The sequence below is a fragment of the Paenibacillus mesophilus genome (assembly GCF_005938385.1).
In the GTDB taxonomy this organism is placed as follows: Bacteria; Bacillota; Bacilli; order Paenibacillales; family NBRC-103111; genus Paenibacillus_AB; species Paenibacillus_AB mesophilus.
The window spans coordinates 147,587-170,665 of sequence record NZ_VCRA01000013.1 but is presented as its reverse complement, the minus strand read 5'-3'; the positions used below and the strand labels follow the sequence as shown (position 1 = coordinate 170,665).

17 protein-coding genes are annotated in these 23,079 nt (G+C 53.2%); 16 read left to right on the top strand and 1 reads right to left on the bottom strand.

Going from position 1 to position 23,079, the window contains the following annotated elements; genetic code table 11:
- The first annotated feature begins 158 nt into the window (after positions 1-158).
- The 9 genes from FE783_RS22610 (at position 159) to cstA (ending at position 15,294) form a co-directional block, all read left to right on the top strand.
- Complete coding sequence (locus FE783_RS22610; RefSeq protein ID WP_138881662.1) at positions 159-1,121, top strand: ABC transporter permease; 963 nt, start codon at positions 159-161, stop codon at positions 1,119-1,121.
- A complete protein-coding gene (locus tag FE783_RS22605; RefSeq protein ID WP_138881661.1) occupies positions 1,115-1,990 on the top strand; it encodes a carbohydrate ABC transporter permease in 876 nt (291 codons plus the stop codon). Before FE783_RS22610 ends, FE783_RS22605 begins: the two co-directional genes overlap by 7 nt.
- 72 nt (positions 1,991-2,062) lie before the next feature.
- Entirely contained in the window at positions 2,063-4,303 is a 2,241-nt protein-coding gene (locus FE783_RS22600; RefSeq protein WP_138881660.1) for a helix-turn-helix domain-containing protein, read from the top strand.
- A 335-nt stretch (positions 4,304-4,638) separates the two neighbouring features.
- Positions 4,639-6,384, top strand: a complete 1,746-nt coding sequence (locus FE783_RS22595) for a hypothetical protein (RefSeq protein WP_138881659.1) — start codon at positions 4,639-4,641, stop codon at positions 6,382-6,384.
- Positions 6,385-6,994: 610 nt separating this feature from the next.
- Complete coding sequence (locus tag FE783_RS22590) at positions 6,995-9,760, top strand: FIMAH domain-containing protein (RefSeq protein ID WP_138881658.1); 2,766 nt, start codon at positions 6,995-6,997, stop codon at positions 9,758-9,760.
- A 188-nt stretch (positions 9,761-9,948) separates the two neighbouring features.
- The gene (locus tag FE783_RS22585; RefSeq protein WP_138881657.1) at positions 9,949-10,674 is read left to right on the top strand and encodes a Fic family protein; all 726 of its coding nucleotides are present in this window, start codon (positions 9,949-9,951) and stop codon (positions 10,672-10,674) included.
- Positions 10,675-10,834: 160 nt separating this feature from the next.
- A complete protein-coding gene (locus FE783_RS22580; RefSeq protein WP_138881711.1) occupies positions 10,835-12,625 on the top strand; it encodes a sensor histidine kinase in 1,791 nt (596 codons plus the stop codon).
- A complete protein-coding gene (locus FE783_RS22575) occupies positions 12,600-13,352 on the top strand; it encodes a LytR/AlgR family response regulator transcription factor (protein WP_138881656.1) in 753 nt (250 codons plus the stop codon). Before FE783_RS22580 ends, FE783_RS22575 begins: the two co-directional genes overlap by 26 nt.
- Before the next feature lie 148 nt (positions 13,353-13,500).
- On the top strand, positions 13,501-15,294 hold the full coding sequence (cstA, locus tag FE783_RS22570; protein ID WP_138881655.1) for a carbon starvation protein CstA: 1,794 nt from the start codon (positions 13,501-13,503) through the stop codon (positions 15,292-15,294).
- A gap of 605 nt (positions 15,295-15,899) precedes the next feature.
- On the opposite strand, the gene FE783_RS22565 is transcribed toward cstA, so the two are convergent.
- Positions 15,900-16,775 (bottom strand): AraC family transcriptional regulator, encoded by an 876-nt coding sequence (locus FE783_RS22565; protein ID WP_158301979.1) that lies wholly within the window; start codon positions 16,773-16,775, stop codon positions 15,900-15,902.
- A gap of 139 nt (positions 16,776-16,914) precedes the next feature.
- Between FE783_RS22565 and FE783_RS22560 the strand changes: the two genes are divergently transcribed.
- The 7 genes from FE783_RS22560 to FE783_RS22535 all read left to right on the top strand — a co-directional run bounded on the left by FE783_RS22560 (position 16,915) and on the right by FE783_RS22535 (position 22,817).
- Positions 16,915-18,162 carry a DegT/DnrJ/EryC1/StrS family aminotransferase gene (locus tag FE783_RS22560; RefSeq protein WP_138881653.1) on the top strand — a complete coding sequence of 416 codons (1,248 nt, stop codon included), beginning with the start codon at positions 16,915-16,917 and terminating at the stop codon, positions 18,160-18,162.
- A 330-nt stretch (positions 18,163-18,492) separates the two neighbouring features.
- Complete coding sequence (locus FE783_RS37660) at positions 18,493-18,651, top strand: hypothetical protein (protein ID WP_158301978.1); 159 nt, start codon at positions 18,493-18,495, stop codon at positions 18,649-18,651.
- A gap of 44 nt (positions 18,652-18,695) precedes the next feature.
- Positions 18,696-19,604 carry a phosphotransferase family protein gene (locus FE783_RS22555; RefSeq protein ID WP_138881652.1) on the top strand — a complete coding sequence of 303 codons (909 nt, stop codon included), beginning with the start codon at positions 18,696-18,698 and terminating at the stop codon, positions 19,602-19,604.
- Between the two features lie 50 nt (positions 19,605-19,654).
- The gene (locus FE783_RS22550; RefSeq protein ID WP_138881651.1) at positions 19,655-20,740 is read left to right on the top strand and encodes a sensor histidine kinase; all 1,086 of its coding nucleotides are present in this window, start codon (positions 19,655-19,657) and stop codon (positions 20,738-20,740) included.
- Between the two features lie 11 nt (positions 20,741-20,751).
- Positions 20,752-21,441 carry a response regulator transcription factor gene (locus FE783_RS22545; protein ID WP_138881650.1) on the top strand — a complete coding sequence of 230 codons (690 nt, stop codon included), beginning with the start codon at positions 20,752-20,754 and terminating at the stop codon, positions 21,439-21,441.
- Between the two features lie 152 nt (positions 21,442-21,593).
- A complete protein-coding gene (locus FE783_RS22540) occupies positions 21,594-22,094 on the top strand; it encodes a hypothetical protein (RefSeq protein ID WP_138881649.1) in 501 nt (166 codons plus the stop codon).
- Positions 22,095-22,280: 186 nt separating this feature from the next.
- Entirely contained in the window at positions 22,281-22,817 is a 537-nt protein-coding gene (locus FE783_RS22535) for a cupin domain-containing protein (RefSeq protein WP_138881648.1), read from the top strand.
- Positions 22,818-23,079 lie beyond the last annotated feature (262 nt).

Sequence of the window (23,079 nt, the reverse complement as noted above, 5' to 3'; positions counted from 1 at the left end):
AAGTGAGTTTTGCTCGGCAAAGCTTAGCTTATGCTTACGAAGTGAGCTTTTCTTACGAAAAACTCAGCGTATGCTTACGAAGTGAGTTTTGCTCCGCAAAACTTAGCTTATGCTTACGAAGTGAGCTTTTCTTGCGAAAAGCTCTTAGGAGGTAGCCCATGCACACGACACAACCCGAGCTTGCCAAAGGGCACAAGCGCGTTCCAGGCTCCCGTCTCGTCAATACGTTTCGTCATATGAAACGGGACAGGCAGCTGCTGATTTTGTTTCTACCCTGCATTATCTTCTTTATTTTATTCCGGTACGGTCCGATCTACGGCCTTGTTATCGCATTCAAGGACTACAATGTGTACCAGGGCATCATGGGAAGCGAATGGGTCGGCTTCGAGCATTTCCGACGCTTCTTCGATAGCCCGGACTTTTGGCTGCTGTTCAAGAATACGTTTCTGTTAGGCTTGTTCACGCTGGTGTGGGCATTCCCGTTCCCGATCATTTTCGCCGTGCTGCTTAATGAAGTACGGGGCATCAAGTTCAAGAAGACGGTGCAAACGTTCAGCTATTTGCCGTCCTTTCTGTCGGTCGTTATCGTCAGCAGCATGATTATCGACTTTTTGTCGCCGACACACGGGCTCGTCAACGAGCTGCTGAAGGCGATCGGGCTGGAATCGAAATATTTCCTGGCCGCGCCCGAATGGTTCCGGACGATCTACGTTTCTTCGGAAATATGGCAGCATATGGGCTTCGAGGCGATCATTTATTTGGCCGCCATCGCGAGCATCGATCCTACATTGTATGAAGCGGCCAAAGTCGACGGGGCGAGCCGGTTCCAGATGATGCGCTACATTACGATTCCGAGCATCATGCCGACGATTCTGATCATGTTTATTATCAAATCGGGCTCGATGTTCCGCATCGGCTACGAGAAGGTGCTTCTGCTTTACAACCCGATGACGTACGAGGTCGCCGACGTATTCTCCACCTACGTATACCGGAAAGGCTTGCTTGAAACGAATTACAGCTATGCGGCTGCAGTCGGTCTGTTCGAATCGCTGATCGCTCTCGTCATGCTGCTTATTACGAACGTCATCAGCAAGAAAGCGGGAGGGAAAGGACTATGGTAAAAGGCGGCGCATTCGGGCAACGGTTTACCCTTTTTGATGCGGTGCTTGCCGTCATCTTGTCGCTGGTCGCTATCGTGACGGTGTATCCGGTCCTCTACATCGTAGCGGTTTCGTTCAGCGACACGGCCTATATTGTTCAGAACAAAGTGTTTTTGTGGCCGAAAGGGTTCAATCTTGACGCTTATAAACAAATTTTGGAAAACCCGCGAATTCCGCGAGCATACTGGAATACGATTTTGTATACCGGCTTGGGGACGTTTATCAACCTGCTGATGACGGCCGTTGCGGCTTATCCGTTGTCTAGGCCGGGATTTTTCGGACGCAAATTTTTTATGATCGCGATCGTCTTGACGATGTTTCTGAACGGGGGCATCATTCCCGCCTATTTGATCGTGCAGAAGCTGCACATGATCGATACGATTTGGGCAATCGTGCTGCCGAATGCGATCTGGACGGTCGAGCTGCTTATTCTGAAAAGCTTCTACGAGTCGATGTCCGGCTCCCTGCGCGAATCGGCGTTGATCGACGGTGCATCCGAGTACCGGATTTTGTTCCAAATCGTCATCCCGCTGTCCAAGCCGGCCCTTGCTTCCATCGGGTTGTTCTATTTCATGGGCCATTGGAACAGCTTCTTCATTCCGATGATTTATTTGAACGATGCGAAGCTGTATCCGCTGCAGGTCGTACTCCGGGATATGCTGTTTTTCGATACGGCCAAGGAGACGAGCTTGATCGACAAATCGACCATAACGCCGCAATCGATGAAAAACGCCACGATTTTCATATCGATGATACCGGTACTGCTCATTTATCCGTTTGCCCAGAAATATTTTGCCAAAGGTATTATGCTCGGCTCCGAGAAGGGATAATGTCTACTTTTGTCGAATATAGGGGTACGACAGCATTTGTATGATCTCACGGTCTCGGGTGGGGGTGGGGCGATGTTGCCCAAGATGAGGATGATTGCCAACAAAGGGCTGCTGCAAATCTTTTTTGCGCTCCTTTTGGTGGCGATCATTATGTTCGTATCCAACTATATGGTGTACCGCAATTCGATCTCAGGCATTTACAACCAGGTCAGCGAAAACAACAAGCTCGTCGTCAAAAATATGATCCGCGCCTTCGATGACAGCTTCAAAAATATTAACGATATCATTTACACGATCCAGATGCTTTCCTATAACGCATGGAAGACGGGCGACGGAAACGCCGATATGGCAGATGCGTACATGACTTATTCGAACCTCCGGTCGCTCGTCTCCTCCATCGATTATGTCGAGGAAGTGATCGTGTTCCATATGGGCTCGGATTTGGCGATTACGACTTCCGGGACGATGCAGCTGCCGGATCTGCTGCGCAAAAAATTCGTCAACCCTTCGTACAATTCCGAGTTTTGGAAAACGCTTGCCAAGACGAAGCACCCGCTCAAGGTGTTTCCGGCCGAGGCTTATACCGACGATTCCCCGGTCGGCGTGTCGCGCAAGCTGATTCCGATTATCGGCAGCAACCAGATATCCGAGCTGAACGTGCTCGTCTTCCTGAACTATGACAAAATGCTGCGGCACGTCAATCAGGAGTCGATGATGAAAGGAACGTCGCTCATGGTCATGGATCAGGATCGGAATATGATTCTGAACACCGAGGACAAATGGAATCTGGTCGACATGCTGTACGATCTCAACCTGGGAACGAATCAGGAAGAGACACTGAAAAACAAAGATTTCGAGTACAACGTCTTCAAGTCCGACTATAACGGGTTCATGTATATCCACAAGGCGCCTTATCAATTCTCCGGCATGGAATCGGTGACCGGCGTCAACCGCCAGATCATGATGATCGCGATCGCCTGCGCCGTCATCCTCTCCGCGCTTCTGAGCCTCTATTTGTACAGACCCGTGCGAACCCTCGTCAAGCTGATCGGCATCCGGGACGCGAAAGGGGCCGACTACCGTCAGATCCGGTCCGGTATCGCCAAGATGCAGGAGGAGAACGAATCGTTCAAAACGCAAATGGACGTGTTCCGCGCGGAAATGCGCAAGGCGGCGTTTCAGAACGCGCTGCTCGGCATTGCTTCCCCGAAGGAAACGGAGCAGCGGATGCAGCGATATTTCGCGGAATTCGCGCAAAGCGGTTATTTCGTTCTGGCCGAATTTCGGCTGAGGGAGAAGAACGGGGAAGAGACGGCGAATCCCCCGGGGCTGGAAGAAATCGCGGCTTCGATTCAGCAAGGACTGCAGAGTACGAGGGAACATGTCTTCGTATTCCCGACCGGCGGTGGGAAGTGCTATGTCCATATCGGAGCGCGGCGTCCCGCCGATCGCGAGCCGATCGTCAAGCAGCTGCGCGCCTTCGTCAAGCAGGCGGGTGAAGAATGGGAAGGCGTCTCGACGGAAGTGGCGGTCAGTCGGATCTATGCGGCCGAATCCGCGAATTGTCATAAAGCTTACCGCGATTTGACCGATTGCTTCGAGTACCGCAATATCGACTCGGACGATCCGATCATCGATTTTCAGACGATCCGGTATACGTGGAACGTATATGCCCCGCTGGACGAGATCGAGAAGGCATCCCGTTTTCTCGTCATCGGCAATGTCGAGGAGTGCGTCAAAATCGTCGAACACATTTTCGCGCGCAACGAGGAGCGGCACATTCACAGGTACCAGCTCGTTTCGGTAGCGAAGACGATGCTGTATGACATGCTGAAGCATCTCGATGCCGGCGACGCGGAGCCGAAGCAGATCGTCGCGCTGGAAGCGTCGTTCCATGAGGAGACGGAGGCTGCGGCCGATTCGGGCGATATCCGCGACGCATTGATCCGATCGATCCGCACCATCGGCGAAACGGGCGGCAAATCGGCGCAAAAAAGCAAGCTCGACCCGTCGTCGATCGCCCGGTATATTGAAGAGCATTACCGCGACGATCTGCATTTGGATCATATGGCGGAGAAGCTGGAGACGTCGCCGAAATATTTCTCCAACTATTTCAAGAAAACGTTCGGCATCAACTTTATCGAATATTTGAACAGAGTGCGGCTGGCGCAAGCGAAAGAGCTGCTGAAGCAAACGGAGCTGTCCGTCGCCGAGATCGGGGAGAGGACGGGGTACCAGAACTCTTCGACGTTTACGAGCACGTTCAAGAAGTATTACGGCATCTCGCCTAGCGATTACCGTAAAAATAGTTAGGCGGAGGATTGAATTAGCATTGTATGAGGCAGTATAACGAAAAGCACTTGGCTCTCATTGGAGAGCAGGTGCTTTTTTGCTTCTGTAATAGGAACTTTATACGAAAGAGGGATATGTCCGCAGCAAATTATTTTTTATATGATAATATAAATTTTTTTTTGAACTCCTCCAGAATAGATTCTTTAAGATTTGCAAGATAGGCTGTCCGCGCTCCCCCACAATGAACATATAATACAAGAGCTTGGCTACGGACAGTATTACTAAATGACAGACGGATATGTAAAATGGTGGCATCGACAAGTCAGAAGCTCAACTATTCGGAGGTGTTCGGGGGTATGGAGGAAGTAATCCGGCGATACGAGCGATACCAGTCAACTGGCAATAGAACAATACTATTCGTGACAAATGACGGCGACGAATGTTCGGCAGCGGTGTTCCGGATGGCGCTGCTGCCCGCTTTGAATCATTTCGGCCTCCCTTATCGCGTGGAAGATTTAAGCAAGCTGGGAGTACCCTCTAACATGGTGGAAGCGGCGGCGATCGTTCTTGCTCATAACGGAGTAGCCGCTTCGCTTACGGAGGAGCAATGGGCGCTAATTGTCGCCGCTTCGGACAACGGTGCAGGCGTAGCAAGCTTCGACGGCGAGCTGTGGCGGGCGAAGCCGGACATCCAACGGTTCTTCGGGGGATCGTCCATGACGGCTGCTGAAATAGACGAGATCCGCATTCCGGACAATGCCCACTATATAGCGCAAATGCAGACGAGCGGCCAAATGCACCGCATGATCAAGCCTGTGGCGGCTTCATTGCCCGACGGGATAATCCACGGAGCCGTTACCGTCGCGAAGGATAGTTCCGGGCGGATGTTGGTGTCCGCGATTCCGGAGGATGCGGGCGACACTGCCCGGAGAGGCCGTCGAGCCGCGTTGTACTTCTCGCCCGTATTATGGACGAGGCAGCATTTCGGGCATGCGGCCGGTTTGGACGACCTGCTGTGGCGATGTCTCGTTTGGGTGGCCCGGAAGCCGTTCGCCACTCTGATGATGCCTCCGTTTGCCGTGTGCCGGGTTGATGATGCGGTCGGATCTTACGATCGTTTCGACTACGTGAAGGTGTTGAATAAATACAACTGGGTGCCGAACATCGGCTTGTTCGTCGACGATATCGATGACGAGTGCGCGGCCAAGATCACATATTGCCACGATAACAAGATGGCGGAATTCAGCGCGCATTCTTTCCACGAGCTGGGCGAACCTCAGCCCGATCAAATCTATATCCGGCATGACGGGAGCGAGTATACGTTCAGGCAATTGAAGGAGCATTTCGCTCGGCTGGACCGGTTCTACGGCTCGATCGGCGTTACGCCTTCCCGGACCGTCAATATCCATTATGACGAGCTCGGCTTGAACAGTCTGCCCTTCCTGCTCAATCGCAAACAAACCTACATGATGGCGCTGATCCCGCCGGGCGTTCATTGGTATGCGAACAGCTACTCCTGGGAGCCGTATCCATACGGCCATCAAGGCTTCAATTACGGCCCGATGGACCCGGACCAGCGGTTCTGGAATGCGGTGGCGCATCATCTGGGAGGGTACAAAACCCCCGACACCGGGATGGGGCCGGGAGAATTTCTCGGAGGCTGCACGACGTTCAACAACGAGAGTGCCGCAACCGATATCCGCAAAGCGATTCGAAGAGGAGCGGACGCCGTCAAGCTGGGCATATCCAGCGGTTTTTTCGGGACGCTAATGACGCATGAGCAGCGGATCGCGGCGCTTAAGCCGGAGGAATGGCGGGCCATTATCGAGGGTATTCACCGGGAGCTGGACGGTTGGCACATTGTGCATCGCACTTACGACCAAATATCCGAATATTGCAAAGATAAAGCGAGGACGAGAATCACGGAAGCGCACTTCGACCCGGCAACGTCGCGGCTGACGGTCGGGCTGGAAGGTACGGCGGAGCACGGCATGTATTACAATATTTACAGGGACGAGGGCGGGATGGTTTCCTGCGAAATCGTGCATACCGCTCCGTTTGCGGGACGACTACTGTGCGCGGTTACAGAGGAGAGATTGTGAGAACTCGGAGCGGTGCAGTCCCCCAAGTATGCGGATGTTTGAAGATTTAGTAATGACCGAGTTCAACCCGGCCCTGGAGGTCGGGTATTTTTTTGAAGTAAGCGTTGTTTGCAGCCGAATCTTCGCAAAAGCACGATATGACCCAAAATAAGAGGTGTGGGCAACTCTTATTTACGGAAATGGACCCGATAAGCGAATAATTAGAGCTGCAAAAGGCTTTTATTTCTATCAAATACTTTTTGTGGTGCAACGTGGTTTCCTTTTGATTATTATTTGGAACCACAAAAGTAGATGTCGTTTTTGTACTCTATGCAAGAAAGAAAATCAATAAATGCTATGAATGGAAGGTGTTGTGGCTGTTTTCCTTTCGTAGAAAAACAAATGGATAAAATGGAAATAAACCAGTTGACAATATTTAAAGCGCTTTCTAAAATGAAAGAGAATTAGTTTGTGCACCAATTAGGAACCAGAACATCACGTCATGACCTCTCAAAAATGGACAGGAGGTGAAATGAAACGCTTAGCCAAGTTTTGCGATAAAAGCAATGACAACCCGGACGACAGCGAGAATCGGCACCCTTACTTATCCCATTGAGGAAGGCGTGATTTCATGTCCCGCAAGGATATCCAAAAATTCTTGACCTTCTGCCTCGGCATAATGATTTGCATCGCCGCGGTTTTCGGTCCGTACCGAGTCGGATCGGCCGCTCCCGCAACGATACCGGTAACAAACCCCGGCTTCGAGCAGCCTGTAGTCGGAGGAGTGATTCCGGGGTGGAAGCAAACGTACGGTGTCGGCGTAACGGCCCTCACTTACGGGGTCACAAGTGCCGCGAAGGCAAGCGGCGCCTATAGCATCCGCCTCGACGACGCCTCCCCGACCGCGTCGCTCGGCATAGACAGCGACAAGTTCCCGATTGTCGCGGGAACCGCCTACTCCGCATCGGCGATGTTCCAGGTGGAGCGCGGCACATTGTCCATTTATTTGCAATTTTTTAATGCCGCCGGAGTCCGTGTGGCAAATACGTCGGCCGGCGTCGATCCGTCAACCGGATTCGTGAAGGGGAGCGTATCCGGAACCGCTCCGGCCGACGCAGTAACGGCTTCCGTCCTGCTGTATTCCGCATCGACGGCGCAGGGGGCGGGCTATATCGACGATGTGACGGTGGAGGTAATCGAGATCGGTACTTTCGAAAATTTAGGACAGCCTATTACGAACTTTATTAATCAAGACGCCGCGTTAGGTCGCGAGTCGGGCAAAGATGTCGCCTACACGGTAGTGAAGGGGGCGAACGACAGCACGGTATTCGCCGTGATCGATCTGGATACGGCGAATGTGGTGAAGACGATTCCGATGCCCGGCGTGACGGGGGCCTGGGGCGTCAAGGCTGCGAGCGACGGGAAAATATATGCGGGTACCCACTATGACGGCCATTTGTACCAATATACGCCGGGCGACAGCAGCTTGGTCGATTTGGGCCAGTTGGGTGCGGAGACGCATATATGGGCATTGGTCGCCGGAGCGGGCGGGAAAATATATGCCGGCACGTACCCGAACGCTCATGTGTTCGAATACGATCCGGCGACGAATCAGGTGCGCGACCTCGGCCGGGTGCATCCGACCGAGAAATACGTGCGCGCTCTCGCTTACGATTCGGACCGCAACGTACTGTATGCGGGGGTCGGCGGGTCGACGGCCGGCATCGTCAAGCTCGATCTGACGAACGGCGGCAGCCGGGAGATTTTGCAGCAGCTCCTCCCGCAAGCTTATGCGAATTACGATTTCGCCTATAATATGGGTTATGCGCTCGGCAAGCTGTTCGTCAGACTGGACAAGCCGGATCATCTGCTCATCGTGGACGCGGCGACGGAAACCGTCGAATACTATAACCCGAACGGCCTGGGCATGGGATCGAGAGTGCTCGCGACAATGCCGGGAGACGACCGTAAAATTTACTTCGGCGGGGGCATTTTACGCTCGTACGATATTACGACACGAACGTTCGCCGTGGAATATCCGGATCCCCAGATGAGAGCGTTCAACTTCTTCGACGGCCAGTTCGTTCAACTGAATGATCCGGCATGGCCGGGCTATACGTTTATCGGCTTCAGCGAAAAAGGACAGTTCATGAAGTTCAATAAGCAGACGGGAACGCTGGACACGTCCAAGGTGGACAATTTCGGCTCGCCCATCCTGATCCAAAGCCTGCATACCGGCTACGACGGCAATATCTATATCGGCGGTTATTTGGGCGCCACCGGTTTTACTTCATACAAGCCATCAGACGGTACGTTTACGGAAGTGCAGCAGTTCGGGCAAGTCGAGTCGGTGGATAGCGTAAACGGCAAGCTGTATATAGGCACCTACGGCAACGCGAGGGTGTACGAATACGATCCGACCGCGCCTTGGACGTCCACGAATCCTCGCCGGGTGGCCGAGCTTGTGAATCATGGGCAGGACCGGCCGTTCGCGATGGTCGGGGTAGATTCGCTTTCCAAGCTATATGTCGGTTCCGTACCGGATTACGGCTCGCTCAGCGGAGCGCTGACAGTATACGACGTCCCGACTCGGCAGACGCAAGTATTCAAGGACATCGTGCATAATCAGGGCGTAGTATCGCTGGTCTACAAGGACGGTCTCGTATACGGGGGGACTACGATATACGGAGGCCTCGGAACGAGCGGACCAACGGAGAAGGAAGGCAAGCTGTTCGTTTTCGATACGGCGACGAATGCCAAAGTATTCGAGATCGCACCGGTAGCGGGGCGCAAAGTGGTAAGCGGCCTGCTGGCCGGACCTGACGGCATGATCTGGGGCGTAGCGGAAGATACAATCTTCAAGTTCGATCCGCAAACCCGGCAAATCGTCTATAAAGCCGCGAAGCTGGGCCGTTACGGCACCGGAACGGTATGGGTGGACGCATTCATGGAGCTCGGAAAGGACGGCAACGTATACGGCACAAACCGGCAAAAAACGTTGTTCATGATCAAGCCGGACACGATGGATTTCATCAAAATCAAGAGCGGTGCCGGGAACTACTTGACGCAGGACTTCTACGGCAATCTCTACATGTCTAACGATGCGAATCTGTGGAAATACACGCTGCCCGCCGATGAGGAGACGGTCACCGGGATCTTGCAGCGGGCCTCGCTCGCCGGTCAAATTCCGCAACCGGTTCAGGCGCAATTGACTAACTCCCTGCGGCAGGCCGTGCACCACCATGAAGAACGGCGCGACGATCAAGCGGTCAAGCATTTGCGCGACTTCCTCAAGCATCTCCACAACACGGCGTTCGAATCTTCCGTCAAGCCGGAAGCCAAATGGCCGTTGGACCAGCAGATCAGAACGTTGATCGCCGAGTGGGAGAAGCGGTAGAATTACACATAAAGAGACGGAGTAGGGAGCCGCCTGCGGGCGAAGTGAAAGCAAGCGGCATCCGATTCGTTGAGTGCGTACGCGGACGAGCTGATCGGGCAATGGACGAATTGAGCAGCATATGCGAGATGCATTATCGTTACTGCCGATGGTATAATGGGGGGAAAGTGAGCCAAGGGAGAGAAAGCATGTTCGAGCAAATCGACCATAAGAAGAGCATGTTGGATCAGAAAAGACCTTGGCCGGTTCACACCCACCGGAGCATTCGCGAGCATCTCATCGTCTATTGGACGTATCATTCCAATGCCATTGAGGGGAATACGCTGACCCTTTCGGAGACGAAGGTCGCTCTTGAAGGGATAACGGTCGGCGGTAAAACCATACAGGAGCATTTGGAAGCGATTAATCATAAAGAAGCGATTCTGTACGTAGAGGAAATCGTACAGAGGCGCGAGCCGCTTTCGGAATGGCAGATCAAGAACATACATCGTCTTATTCTGAAAGGAATCCATGATGAATACGCCGGAACGTATCGCAGAGAAAATGTTCTGATCAGCGGAGCCAGGCACGTTCCGCCTGACGCCTTGCAAATTCCTTTGTTGATGGAACAATTCGCAAGCTGGATAGAGCGCGAAGCGCCCGAACTGCACCCCGTTGCGGGGGCAGCGATTATACACAGCGATTTCGTAAAAATTCATCCGTTTATCGACGGCAACGGAAGAACGGCCTGGCTATTGCTCAACTTCGAATTGATGAAAAACGGATTTCCCCCGATCGTGATCGAGAAGGAGCAGCGGGCGGAATACTACTCGGCGTTGGATGAAGCTCATGTGACCGGAGATAATTCCTCGTTCATAAAGCTTGTCAGCAATACGCTGGAACGAACGCTAGACCAATATCTGAAACTTGTATAACCCCAAATCTGCCTGATTTCCCGAGTGCTTCATCGGGAGATCAGGCAGTTTTTTCGTTCCTTCTTCACACCTTCGGGCCAGGGGTACTTAAAACTCATAAGGACGAGTATAATGGACGAGTATATACAATGAGCAGCTTTCTATGGAGAGGGTGAACAACATGGTCGGCTTGCTGCCTCTCATGCTGGAACGGGTCGGCATTTTACTGATCGTGGCGATGTTGCTTTCGCGGCTGAAGTCGTTCCGGAGTATCGTCTATCACGAGCATGGCTATACGGAAAAAATAAGTCTCATCCTCATATTCGGCGCGTTCGGCGTGATCAGCAACTACACCGGCGTCGAGATTCGAGGGGGCAGCTGGATATCGCCCCAGGCGTGGCAGACGTGGATCGGCACGGATGGGGCTATCGCGAATACGCGCATTATGGGTGTCGTCATCGGCGGCTTGCTGGGTGGGCCTCTCGTAGGGACGGGCGTCGGGCTTATCGCGGGAATTCACCGGTTTACGCTCGGTGGCTTTACGGCGATATCGTGCGGTTTGTCCAGCATACTGGCGGGAATCGTCACCGGCTACATCGGCAAGCGAATCCGGATATGGGAGAAAAGGGCACTCTGGCAAGCCGTCGCGATCGGCATCTTCATGGAAGCGGCGCAGATGGGCATCATTCTGCTCGCCGCCCGTCCCTTCGAAGCGGCTTGGGCGCTCGTCGAAGTCATCGGCTTTCCGATGATCGTCGTCAACGGCTTCGGCACGCTGCTGTTCATGCTGATCATTCAGTCGATTGTCCGCGAAGAGTCGCGCACCCGGGCGCTGCAAACCCAGCAGGCGTTCTCGATCGCGGACGAGACGCTGCCGTTTTTCCGGCAAGGGCTGAACCCGGAATCGTGCCGGGCGGCGGCCGAAGTCATCCTGAAATGGACGAACGCGGACGCGATCTCGATTACGGACCGGCAGAGGGTGATGGCCCACATCGGGGAAGGGGCGGACCATCATATTCCGCTCCAGAGCATTTCCACCTTGCTCACCCGGCAAGTGCTGGAATCGGGTCTGACGAGGGAAGCCTCATCGCGCGAGCAAATTCAATGCAGCGAGCCGGACTGCGTGCTGCAGGCGGCGATCGTGCTGCCGCTCAAGGTGAAGGGGACGACGGTCGGAACGCTGAAGCTGTATTTCAAAAGGCCGAGCAAGCTGGACCGGGCCGAGAAGGAGCTCGCCGAAGGGCTCGGCAAGCTGTTCTCGACGCAGCTCGAGCTCGCCGAAGCGGAGAAGCAGCGGAAGCTGTTGAAGGACGCCGAGATCAAGGCGCTTCAGGCGCAGGTGCACCCGCATTTTCTGTTCAACGCCTTCAATACGATATCTTCCTTATGCCGGACCGATCCGGAGAAGGCGCGGAGTCTGCTTATCCAATTAAGCGTGTTTTTCCGCAGCAATTTGCAGGGAGCGCGGCAAATCATAATACCGCTCTACAAAGAATTAGAGCATGTGAAGGCGTATCTCGCCATCGAGAAGGCGCGCTTCCCGGACAAGTATACGCTCGAGATGGATATCGATCCGGAGCTCGAACCGATCGGCGTGCCGCCCTTTACGCTGCAGCCGCTTGTCGAGAATGCGCTCAAGTACGCTTTTCCCGCCCGGTTGGACACCGGCAGGGCGCACATCGTGCTTCGCGCTTACCGCGAGGGCGATCGTCTTGTCCTTGTCGCCGAAGACAACGGAAGAGGAATCACGGCGGAGCTGCTTGCATCGCTCGGCACCAGAACGGTCGAATCGCTGGAGGGTACCGGAACCGCCCTCTACAACATCCGCAAAAGAATAGACGAACTATATGGCGCCAAAGGAGAGTTTCGCATCGAGAGCCGTCCGGGGACGGGTACTACGGTGACGATCCGGCTGCCGATCCATCAATCGCAATGGGAGGATCATCATGTTGAGAGCTTTGATCGTGGATGACGAGCCGATCTCGCGGGATGAGCTGGCTTACTTGCTTCGCCGGACCGGGCAGGTGGACATCGTCGGGGAAGCGGACCGGCTGGAGAAGGCCATCGAGCTGATTCGCGAGCTGAAGCCGGACGTTGTGTTTCTGGACATCCAGCTTGCCGACGAGAACGGGATGCATATCGCCCGGCTGCTGTCAGAGGAGAACGGCGAGTCGAGGCCGGAGATCGTATTCGCGACGGCTTATGATGAATACGCCCTGCAGGCGTTTGAGCTGAACGCGAGCGATTATGTGCTGAAGCCGTTCGAGGAGAGCCGGATCAAGCGGACGGTCGAGAAAATCGCCAAAAGCATCGAACGGCGGGGAAGCCGAACCGTCCCGGAACCGGCTCGCGGGACGAAGCAGCCGGAACGATTGGAGCGTCTCGCGATTTCGGTAGACGACCGAATTATGCTCATTCCAGTAGACCGGATTTTGTACGTCGGTTTCGAAGAAGGCAAGACGGTCATCGCGACGGACGACCGCGTGTACCGGGTGAGCGAGCCGTTGACCGTGATCGAGCGCAAGCTGCAGCACGGCTCCTTCCTGCGCGTACACCGCGCCTATCTGGTCAATCTGGAAGGCGTCGTGGAAATCCAGCCGTGGTTTCATTCCACCTGCAACCTCATTATGCGGGGCGGCGCTTCCATCCCCGTAAGCCGCACTTATTTGAAAGAGCTGAAGCAGCAGCTCGGCTTCTGAAGCTGCAAGTAAGTAGCGTATCCTGTGCGTTTCAGCACCGCTTTTGTGCAAGTTAAGCCCTTTCCCGTGCATTGTAGCGTGAAAACCGCCATCCGTCGTTTACAAAATCTATAATCGGATTTACATAAGCGAAAAGGGGTGCACGACAATGAATGCGATTTCAATCGTCATCGGCTCGATATGTATTCTGATGATCGCCTACCGGCTGTACGGCACGTTTATGGCAGCGAAGGTATTGAAGCTGAACGATGCCAAGCAGACGCCCGCGCATGCGATGAATGACGGCAAAGATTATGTGCCGACGAATAAATGGGTTACGTTCGGCCATCACTTTGCGGCGATCGCCGCAGCCGGTCCGCTTGTCGGACCGATTCTGGCCGCGCAGTTCGGCTACTTGCCCGGCCTGCTGTGGCTCTTGATCGGTGCCGTCATCGGCGGCGCGGTTCACGATATGGTCGTTCTGTTCGCATCGATGCGCAAGCAGGGCAAATCGCTCTCCGAGGTGGCGAAAGAAGAGCTCGGCCCCGTCGCCGGCTTCTGTACCGGACTTGCCATGCTCTTTATTATTACGATCACGATGGCCGGGCTGTCGATGGTCGTTCTCCATGCACTGGAGAACAATCCTTGGGGCACGTTCGCCGTCGGCATTACGATCCCGATCGCTATGGGCGTAGGGCTGCTTTACCGCAAAACCGGCAATTTGAAAGTAGCCTCGACACTCGGATTCATCCTGCTCATGATCGGCGTATTCGCCGGCCCTTCGATCCAAGGTACGGCGCTTGGCGAGCTGCTGACGCTCGATACCCGTACGCTCGGCTTCATCCTGCCGATCTACGCGTTCTTCGCCGCCGCGCTGCCGGTGTGGCTGCTTCTCGCACCGCGCGATTATTTGAGCAGCTTTATGAAGATCGGCGTGTTCATCGCGCTTATTATCGGCGTCTTTATTATTAATCCGTCGATCCAATTCCCGGCGTTCACGAGCTTCGTAGGCGGGGGAGGCCCAATCATGGCCGGTCCCGTATGGCCGTTCATCTCGATTACGATCGCCTGCGGAGCGATATCCGGCTTCCATGCCTTCGTTGGCTCGGGAACGACTCCGAAGATGATCAACCGCTGGAGCGACATTAAAGCGGTCGGCTTCGGTGCGATGCTGGTCGAATGCGTCGTCGGCATTATGGCGCTGATCGCCGCTACGGCACTGCAGCCGGCCGACTACTTCGCGATCAACTCGTCGCCGCAAGTATTCAAGACGCTCGGCATGGACGTCGTCCATCTTCCCGAATTGGCCGAGAAAATCGGGCTCAATCTGGAAGGAAGAACGGGCGGCGCGGTGACGCTTGCCGTCGGCATGACTTACATTTTCACGAAAATACCGTGGTTCAGCCATTTGTCGTCTTATTTCTTCCAGTTCGTCATCATGTTCGAGGCGGTATTCATCTTGACGGCGATCGACGCCGGCACGCGGGTCGCTCGTTATTTGATCCAGGATTTCTTCGGGGAGCTGTACAAGCCGCTGAAGCGGGCCGATTGGATGCCCGGTACGATTTTCGCCAGCGCACTTGCCTGCTTCTTGTGGGGGTACCTGCTCGTGTCCGGCGATATCGGTTCGATCTGGGCCTTGTTCGGTGTATCGAATCAGCTGATGGCTTCGATCGGACTGATCGTCGGGGCTACCGTCATTATGAAAATCGCCGACAAACGGTGGTACATGCTTACTTGTCTCATTCCACTAGCTTACTTGTTCGTAACGGTTATGTATGCGGGGTACTGGATGGTAGCGAACGTATACTTGAATCCGGCCAATAAGGGGTACAGCGTACTGAATGCTTCTCTGTCCGTCATCATGCTCGTGCTTGGCGTCATCATCTTGATCGCTGCCATCAAGAAATGGATCGAGCTTTGGAACACTCCGGCTATACGCCTCCATACGAAAGCGGCTTAATCGGGCTCATCCAGCCCGCACGCAAAGGAACCGCAGTTGTTGCTCCCGGTTGGTTGAATGACCGGCCGCGAGCGACATACTGCGGTTTCTTTTTTGAAACATCAGATTGTTTAAGTTCTTTATCGAACTAAAGCGAAAGGGTGACCTCTTTGCATGGGCAATTTGGAAATTGGCTTGAACGAACCAATCTTCACTATTACTGAACCCTATTGCGCTATTCGCTCACCAGATGGCCCAATACAACGAATAACGAACTCAATTTTACTATTACCAAACTTAAGTTCAGTAATAGTTACTCTAGGTTCATTGTTCCTCCAATTACCGAGAATTGGAGCCAAATAGCGCAGAGAAGTTTACTAATAAGCAAATTGGGTTCACTGAATGACGAAAGGGCATTGGAAGTAGAAGTCACTACGAAATAACTCCACTCTCCCAACGCACTAACGTTTGGTTTGCATGACCGTCCGGGCGTTTTATCCGGACGATTTTCTTAGCTTAACTTCCTCGTTTTCATAGTTTCCCGGCCGGGAGGGTATAGCTAACGGGGGCCCCGAATAAGGAACTTTAACGGAATGGGAGGTAATTCCGTTAAAGTTCCTAGCCGGTCATTTTGCCGAATCGGTCCGATGCTTCCGGTAGTCGGTGGCGCTCATGCCGGTCGTTTCTTTAAAGACGCGGGTAAACGAGCGCAGCGAAGAGAAGCCGACATCGTAGGCGACTTCGGCAACCGACATGTCGGTGGCGGTCAGCAGGCTTGAGGCACGGCGGATGCGCAGCATATGCAAATATTCGAGAAAGTTTTTGCCGAGCAGACGCTTGAACGCATTGCGTACTACGAATACGCTGACCCCGAACTTGCCGGCCACCTCTTCGAGCGAGATGGTCTCTTCCATGAAGTGCGTGTTTACATATTTGACATAGTCCCATTCCTCCGGATGCAGGTCGACGGCCGAATCGAGCGAAGCAAAGCCCGGGTGATGGCGGAAAAACAAATAAATCGCTTCCATCAGCTTGACCCGCATAAAGCCTTGCTTGCCGAGAGAGTCGGAGGCGTATTCGTCGCCGAGGGCGGACAGGACCGATCGGATTGTCTGAAACGGCTGGTCGGGCATATCGTAAAACGGCGTCATCTCGTCGGACAGCTTGACAAGCCAAGGCCCGATCTCGGCGAACTCGGGCTGGAACATCAAGTTCATGTCGAACATGCAGCAAAATTTTTGAAGCGGCTGCTGCGCGTCGAGCTTAAGCGCATGCAGATGGTACGGCGGCAGCAGGCAGATGCTGCCCGGCTTCAGCCGATGCTCCACGCCGTTGACGATTTCCGTCCCTTGACCTGCCGTCACGAGCGACATCTCCGCAAATTCGTGATGATGGTTCGGGTATCCGTGGCCCATCGAATAATGCGTAATAAATAGCGGCAGTTCGCCTTTTTTGAACTTGTTCAGCCGCAAGCTGTCTTGGAATATCGGGAAAGTTGTCATACGATTCGTCCCTCGTCGCGATCGTTCGAATGATCCCATTGTAACAATTTTTGACCTGTTTTCCTACACAATTTGGCGCGTAACCCGATCGCCGCCGCTCTTATAATGAAGGCAAGACAAGGTAAAGGGGATAGAAGCGATGAGCCAAGAAACGTTAGCGATACACGGCGGACCGAAGACGAAGACGACACCTTTCGGAACGGGCAAGCGGTTCGGATTCGACGAAGCGAAGGAGCTTCTGGAGGCGCTCGAGCAGAATACGCTGTTTTACCATTTCGGCAAAAAAGTGAAAAAGTTTTTAAGCGATTTCAACGAGCTGTACGGTGTAAAATACAGCGTCGCGACTACGTCGGGGACCGCCTCGATCCATGTGGCGCTCGGCGCTGCGGGAGTGACGGTGGGCGATGAGGTCATCACGAGCCCGATCACCGACCAAGGCACCTTGATCGGTATTTTGTACCAGAACGCGATTCCGGTATTCGCCGATCTCGACCCGAACACATACAACATGGACCCGAAATCGATCGAGGCGCGCATCACTCCGCGTACGAAGGCGATTCTCGTCGTTCATCTGGCGGGCAATCCGGCCGACATGGATGCGATCATGGAAATCGCCCGGAGACACAACGTGAAAGTAATCGAGGACTGCGCTCAAAGCTATTTGACCAAATACAAAGGCCGGCTGGCGGGTACGATCGGCGATTACGGCTGCTTCAGCACGAACGATTTCAAGCATATGTCGACCGGCGACGGCGGCATCGTGACGGTCAACTCGGGCGACGAGCAGGACTTCCTGACGACGCACGCTTTCGCCGACAAAAACTTCAAACGGTTCGGCGATACGGTACAGAAGGAGCTTCATTATGTAGCTCCGAACTACCGGATGACCGAGCTGCAGGGCGCAGTCGGCATCGCGCAGCTGAAGAAGCTGCCGTGGATTTGCGAGCAGCGTCACAAATACGGCGACCGGATCAGCGAAGGTATTGCCGGTCTCCCGGGCATCGAGCCACATAAGGTCGAACCGGACAACTACGGCACGTACTGGTTCTACATGCTGCGCGTCGACGAATCGAAGCTGACGTGCACGCGCAAGGAATTCAGCGCGGCGCTTGCGGCGGAAGGCATTCCGAACTCGGCGGGCTATATCGCTTCCGTCATGTACATGCAGCCGCTGTTCCAGAAGCGCCAAGCATACCTCGGCAGTCATTTCCCGTTCGACATTACGGGCATTACGTACGAGGAAGGACTGTGCCCGAATGCGGAAGCGATTCTGGAGACGGCCATCCGCCTGAACGTGAACGAATTTTACACGGCGCAGGACATCGAGGAGACGGTTCGGGCGATCCGCAAGGTGGCCAATCATTTCGCCAAAGTCCCGGCGCTGTAAACGGAAGTTATAATAGGCTTACGGGGCTGCGGATGCAGCCCCGCTTTGACGTCCGCGGCCGTTATGCTTTGTTGTTAAAAGCTTTCCGTTCGTCATCGTTCAATCCCTCCGCTATATTGAAAATGCCCTTATTACGGGCCGCCTTTGAAGTCGTGTTGTTACCACCAAGCCTAATCAAGATAACACGACTGTGGGCAGCGGTTGGAGCCGGGTACCATTCCCTCCAACGCGCTAACGTATGGGTTTGCATAACAAGGACCGTCCGGGAACGAAGTAGGTCATTATACAATACTTCGGGCGAAAGTTATAATAAAGCTAGCCGGGACGATCGTGAACATTCAAATTAGCAGCTATAGTAGAAATGAAATGAGGAGCTTGGACGTCGGACGCAATCCGTTGCTGCACCCGGACGAAGATGTGACGGAGTTGACTTTGTCCGAGCTCGCATTCGATAAAGACGGCGCCTTTTTAATAGGAAGCTGGAAATGAGCGGCGATCTCGTCTATGAAACTTATTGATAAGGGGGAACATAAATGGCACAAAATGAACTCCAGCTTGCAAAAGCGGCGATCGCGGGACAGTTTCCCGAGCTGTGCATGCAAACCGTCGAGTCGCTTGGCGAAGGTTTCAGGAATTATGCGGTCCTCGTCAATGGAGAATGGGTTTTTCGTTTTCCCAAGAGCTGGCAAGGGGCGGACGAATTGAACAAAGAAATACGGCTATTGCCGCTGTTGGCGGGCCGGCTGCATGTCGGTATCCCGGAATTTGAATATGTCGGACGGCAAAGCGACGGGCGCCCTTTTGTCGGCTACCGGAAGGTCCCGGGCGAGATCCTGGGGGAAGACGGGATGTCCGCTCTGTCCGATGAAGGAAGGGATACGCTCGCACGCCGACTGGCGGATTTCATGAGCGCATTGAGCGCATTTCCAGTCGAAACGGCCATTCAGGCGGGAGTTCCCATTCGGAACCTTAAAAGCGAAGTGCTGCAGCTTATGGAATCTGCGAAGAAAGAAGCATTCCCGCTTCTTCACGAGTCTTTGCGAGACTATATCTCCCGACGGTTTCAAACGTATTTGCATAATCCGCAATATGGTTCGTATACACCGGCACTGATTCATGGGGATTTGTCGCCCGATCACTATTTGATGGATTCGCGAAAGACTGAATTAACTGGCGTAATCGATTTCGGCGATGTGGCGATCGGTGATCCCGACTCCGATTATGTGTATCTGTTGGAAGATTGCGGCGAGACGTTTACCCGGCAAGTGATGACTTATAGAGAACAGGCCGATCCGGATGCCCGCATCGAAAAAGTATCTTACTTTGTTACTTTCGATCAAGTCGGTTACTTGTTGGAGGGCATAAGGTCCGGGGAGAAGGAATGGATCGCCGAAGGATTAGAAATACTCGAAGAAGATGCGCGGATCAACCGATCGCTATGATGAATCGTTACTAAACGAATGAGTCGCATGACTTCCATAGGCGGTGCCGGATGTCCATTAAAAAGAAATTGATTTTATCCAATATTGCCATGGTTATCGTCCCTTTTGCCATGTTTCTATTGATTGAGCTCATCGCCGGGTATATTTTGTTCTATGCCCTGGAGCGCAATTTTCAAGCGGACCTTCAGCTGTTCACGACGATCCGGGTGACGGGATTGCTCATTGCCATAACAGTGTCGAATGGGATCATCACGACTGTCGTGTCCAGAAGCATCCTGCGGCAGGTTGGGACGCTTACCAAGGCGGCAAAGGAGATCGCGCAAGGCAATTTGACATTCTCCTTAACGGTGAGCAGCAACGACGAGATTGGCGAACTCGCGTCCATCTTCGAGCACATGCGGGGCAAATTGGCGGAAGCCAAGGAGCTTCAGTCCAAATACGAGGCAAATCGCAAAGAGCTGATCGCCAGCATTTCGCATGACCTAAGGACGCCGATGACCTCGATCAAAGGATATGCACGGGGGATTTTGGATGGAGTGGCTCACTCTCCGGATAAGGTGGAGCATTATACGCGGATTATATACATAAATGCTTGCTCGATGGAGAAGATGATCGACGAGCTGTTTCTGTATTCCAAGCTGGATCTTCATAAAGTACCTATGCTGCTGGAAGAAGTCGATCTGCAGGCTTTTTTGGCCGACTACTTGGAAGAGTTGAGCTATACGCTCGAGCCGGACGGGGGACAAACGATATTCAAGTATAACCGCGACGAATCGTATGTCGTCATGGCGGACCGGGCTCAATTAAGGCGGGTCGTGGAAAATATCGTTCAGAACAGTCTGAAGTATATGGATAAGCAGTCAAAGGTGATCGAGGTGAGGCTAAGCTCCGAGGCCGACCGGGTCAAGATCGAGCTGGAGGACAATGGAAGCGGAATATCCCCGGAGTCATTGCCTTACATATTCGATAGCTTTTATCGTACGGATGCCGCGCGGAGCTCGTCGACCGGCGGAAGCGGACTCGGGATGGCGATCGCCAAGCAAATCGTCGAAGCTCATGGCGGACGAATATGGGCGGCAAGCGAGATGGGGTCCGGCACGACGATTTCATTCTGTCTGAATAAACCCGGGGGATGAGGGAGCATGCAATGCCGAAAATATTAATTATTGAAGATGAGCAGTATATCGCCGAGCTGGAGAGAGATTACTTGGAGTCTTACGGGATAGTAAGCGACATCGCGCTAACCGGAGAAACGGGTCTGCAGAAAGCGCTGACTCATACGTACGACCTCATCCTGCTGGATCTCATGCTTCCGGGAATCGATGGTCTTGATCTTTGCAAAAAAATTCGGAAAGACATCGACGTTCCGATCTTAATCGTGACCGCGAAGAACGAGGATATCGATAAAATACGCGGGTTTGACCGCGGCGCGGATGACTATATCGTGAAGCCGTTTAACCCAAATGAGCTGGTTGCCCGCGTTAAAGCCCATATCGCCCGGTATAATCGGCTTATCCAAAGGGACGGCGACCATCATGTGATCAGAATCGGGGAGCTTACGATAGACACCCGATCCCGCCGCGTATTCGTCAAAGGAGCCGAACGGACGATGACGGCCAAAGAATATGAGCTTCTTGTTTTCTTGGCCTCCAATTCCAATATGGTATTCAGTAAAGATCACCTGTTTGAGCGGATCTGGTCAGCGGATCCCGTCGGCGACAGCTCGACCATCACCGTACATATACGGAAAATTCGCGAAAAAATCGAAGAGGAAGCGTCCAATCCCCGATATATCGAGACGATCTGGGGAGTCGGCTACCGTTTCAGAAAAGAATAGTATCTCCATTAGTCCCAGAGCGACCATTTATTAGCTCGGGGCTTTTTTTATTTAAGAATTGCTTAAGAAACGGAACATATTTATCCAACAACTAACCGTTATGATAAGAGCTGTTAAGCACAATACAGCCAATTCCAAGGAGGAACCGATTTATGAAAATAAAGCTTCCGATCTTGACCGTCATGTCGCACCTTTGGGTACAGTGGATTCTATTGGGCTCCATGCTGCTGAATACGTTTATGGTGTACCCGAATATTTTTCACGATATTCCGAACTCGCTGGACACTGCGATGAACTTCATGAAGGTCGCAAGTCCTCACACTTATTTTCCGCCGCTCGGGTTTGCCAGCTGGGTAACGGGCGTAATAGCCATCTTGTTTAGCTGGCGCTTTAATAACGCCCGGATGTTGATCATCGGCAGCGTTCTAATGATGTTCGCGGAAGGTGCGGCCTCGGTTATATGGGAATGGCCGCGCAATGAAATCATGTTTATCGAAGGTTCGGCCGTGCATTCCGCCGAAGTTTTGCAGCAAGCTTATAACGAATTCATTATTGTTCACTGGTTCCGCTTGTTGTGCAATGTGGCCGGATCGATCTTGATCTTTATGGGATTTTTAAAGGTGTTCCGTCAGAGCGAAGGAAAGGGATCGTAATTCTATGTTTCAGTTGTACGCAATGTCGTATCGTTCGTACTGCTTGGAAACAGGCATTTCAAAGGGATTGTACTTTAATGAGGGAACAATTAAAGCGGTAATGCCGGTCATGATCGTTTCCCATCTGGCTGTTGGACGCGGTCGGGGAACTTGCCGGATTGACTTTTATCCAAGAGGTGATATCTCATGCAGGACCTGCAAAACGCAATCGGTCAAACGTTGACCTTCTTGAACGGAAACACGGTTACTTTGGGAAACTGTGGCACGGATCGCGAAGGAGAGTATTTAATTCTGGTGCATGCGATTGTTCGCCAAGGTGCCATGAATGGCCCGCATTCGCATCCGATTCTGCAAGAAAAGTTCTCGATTGTCGAAGGGAATATGCGTTTCATGATCGATGGGCAGACCATTCTCGCCGGACCGGGGGAACAAGTTCATATTAAGCCCCAACGGATTCACCAAGCTTGGAATGAGGGCGCGGCCATGCTGCTCGTGATCCACGAAGTTCGTCCGCCCGGCCTGCACTGGAGCATGTTCAAGCTATTGCACAGGCTTGAAGCCGAGGGGAAGTTAACTGCCAAGGGCATTCCGAGAAATCCGCTCTGGATGGGGCTTGTCTGGGAGACGATGGATGGGTATATAGCGGGTCCCCCCAGATGGATTCAACGCATCGCCCTGGGAGGGTTGGGCAAGATCGCGGGCGCGATCGGGTATCGGGTGTAATGGATTCCGATATGCGAGATATTGCATATAACAAATCTGATCAAGGATGAGTGTTATGCCGATACCGCCCAATTTTTCATTAACCATTCGCATGTCCGCCAAGAGCGGGCTTTTCACCAAATGCAAAGGTGGATTATCGAAGAACACACACCGTAGGGAGGGTTGCCCCCAAACGGTATGCGGAAAGCATCGAACGCTTGTGGAGATCCTATAAGACCATTCTCCAAGGAAAGGCAGAGATCGTTGAAACAAGAAGCCCCCG

Bases quoted from the DNA above. Each gene is read 5' to 3' on its own strand.
- FE783_RS22605 (WP_138881661.1), top strand. From the start codon at position 1,115: ATGGTAAAAGGCGGCGCATTCGGGCAACGGTTTACCCTTTTTGATGCG.
- FE783_RS22580 (WP_138881711.1), top strand. From the start codon at position 10,835: ATGGTCGGCTTGCTGCCTCTCATGCTGGAACGGGTCGGCATTTTACTG.
- FE783_RS22575 (WP_138881656.1), top strand. From the start codon at position 12,600: ATGTTGAGAGCTTTGATCGTGGATGACGAGCCGATCTCGCGGGATGAG.
- FE783_RS22540 (WP_138881649.1), top strand. From the start codon at position 21,594: ATGAAAATAAAGCTTCCGATCTTGACCGTCATGTCGCACCTTTGGGTA.
- cstA (WP_138881655.1), top strand. From the start codon at position 13,501: ATGAATGCGATTTCAATCGTCATCGGCTCGATATGTATTCTGATGATC.
- FE783_RS22610 (WP_138881662.1), top strand. From the start codon at position 159: ATGCACACGACACAACCCGAGCTTGCCAAAGGGCACAAGCGCGTTCCA.
- FE783_RS22565 (WP_158301979.1), bottom strand. From the start codon at position 16,775: ATGACAACTTTCCCGATATTCCAAGACAGCTTGCGGCTGAACAAGTTC.
- FE783_RS22535 (WP_138881648.1), top strand. From the start codon at position 22,281: ATGCAGGACCTGCAAAACGCAATCGGTCAAACGTTGACCTTCTTGAAC.
- FE783_RS22555 (WP_138881652.1), top strand. From the start codon at position 18,696: ATGGCACAAAATGAACTCCAGCTTGCAAAAGCGGCGATCGCGGGACAG.
- FE783_RS22560 (WP_138881653.1), top strand. From the start codon at position 16,915: ATGAGCCAAGAAACGTTAGCGATACACGGCGGACCGAAGACGAAGACG.
- FE783_RS22545 (WP_138881650.1), top strand. From the start codon at position 20,752: ATGCCGAAAATATTAATTATTGAAGATGAGCAGTATATCGCCGAGCTG.
- FE783_RS22595 (WP_138881659.1), top strand. From the start codon at position 4,639: ATGGAGGAAGTAATCCGGCGATACGAGCGATACCAGTCAACTGGCAAT.
- FE783_RS22590 (WP_138881658.1), top strand. From the start codon at position 6,995: ATGTCCCGCAAGGATATCCAAAAATTCTTGACCTTCTGCCTCGGCATA.
- FE783_RS22600 (WP_138881660.1), top strand. From the start codon at position 2,063: ATGTTGCCCAAGATGAGGATGATTGCCAACAAAGGGCTGCTGCAAATC.
- FE783_RS22550 (WP_138881651.1), top strand. From the start codon at position 19,655: ATGTCCATTAAAAAGAAATTGATTTTATCCAATATTGCCATGGTTATC.
- FE783_RS22585 (WP_138881657.1), top strand. From the start codon at position 9,949: ATGTTCGAGCAAATCGACCATAAGAAGAGCATGTTGGATCAGAAAAGA.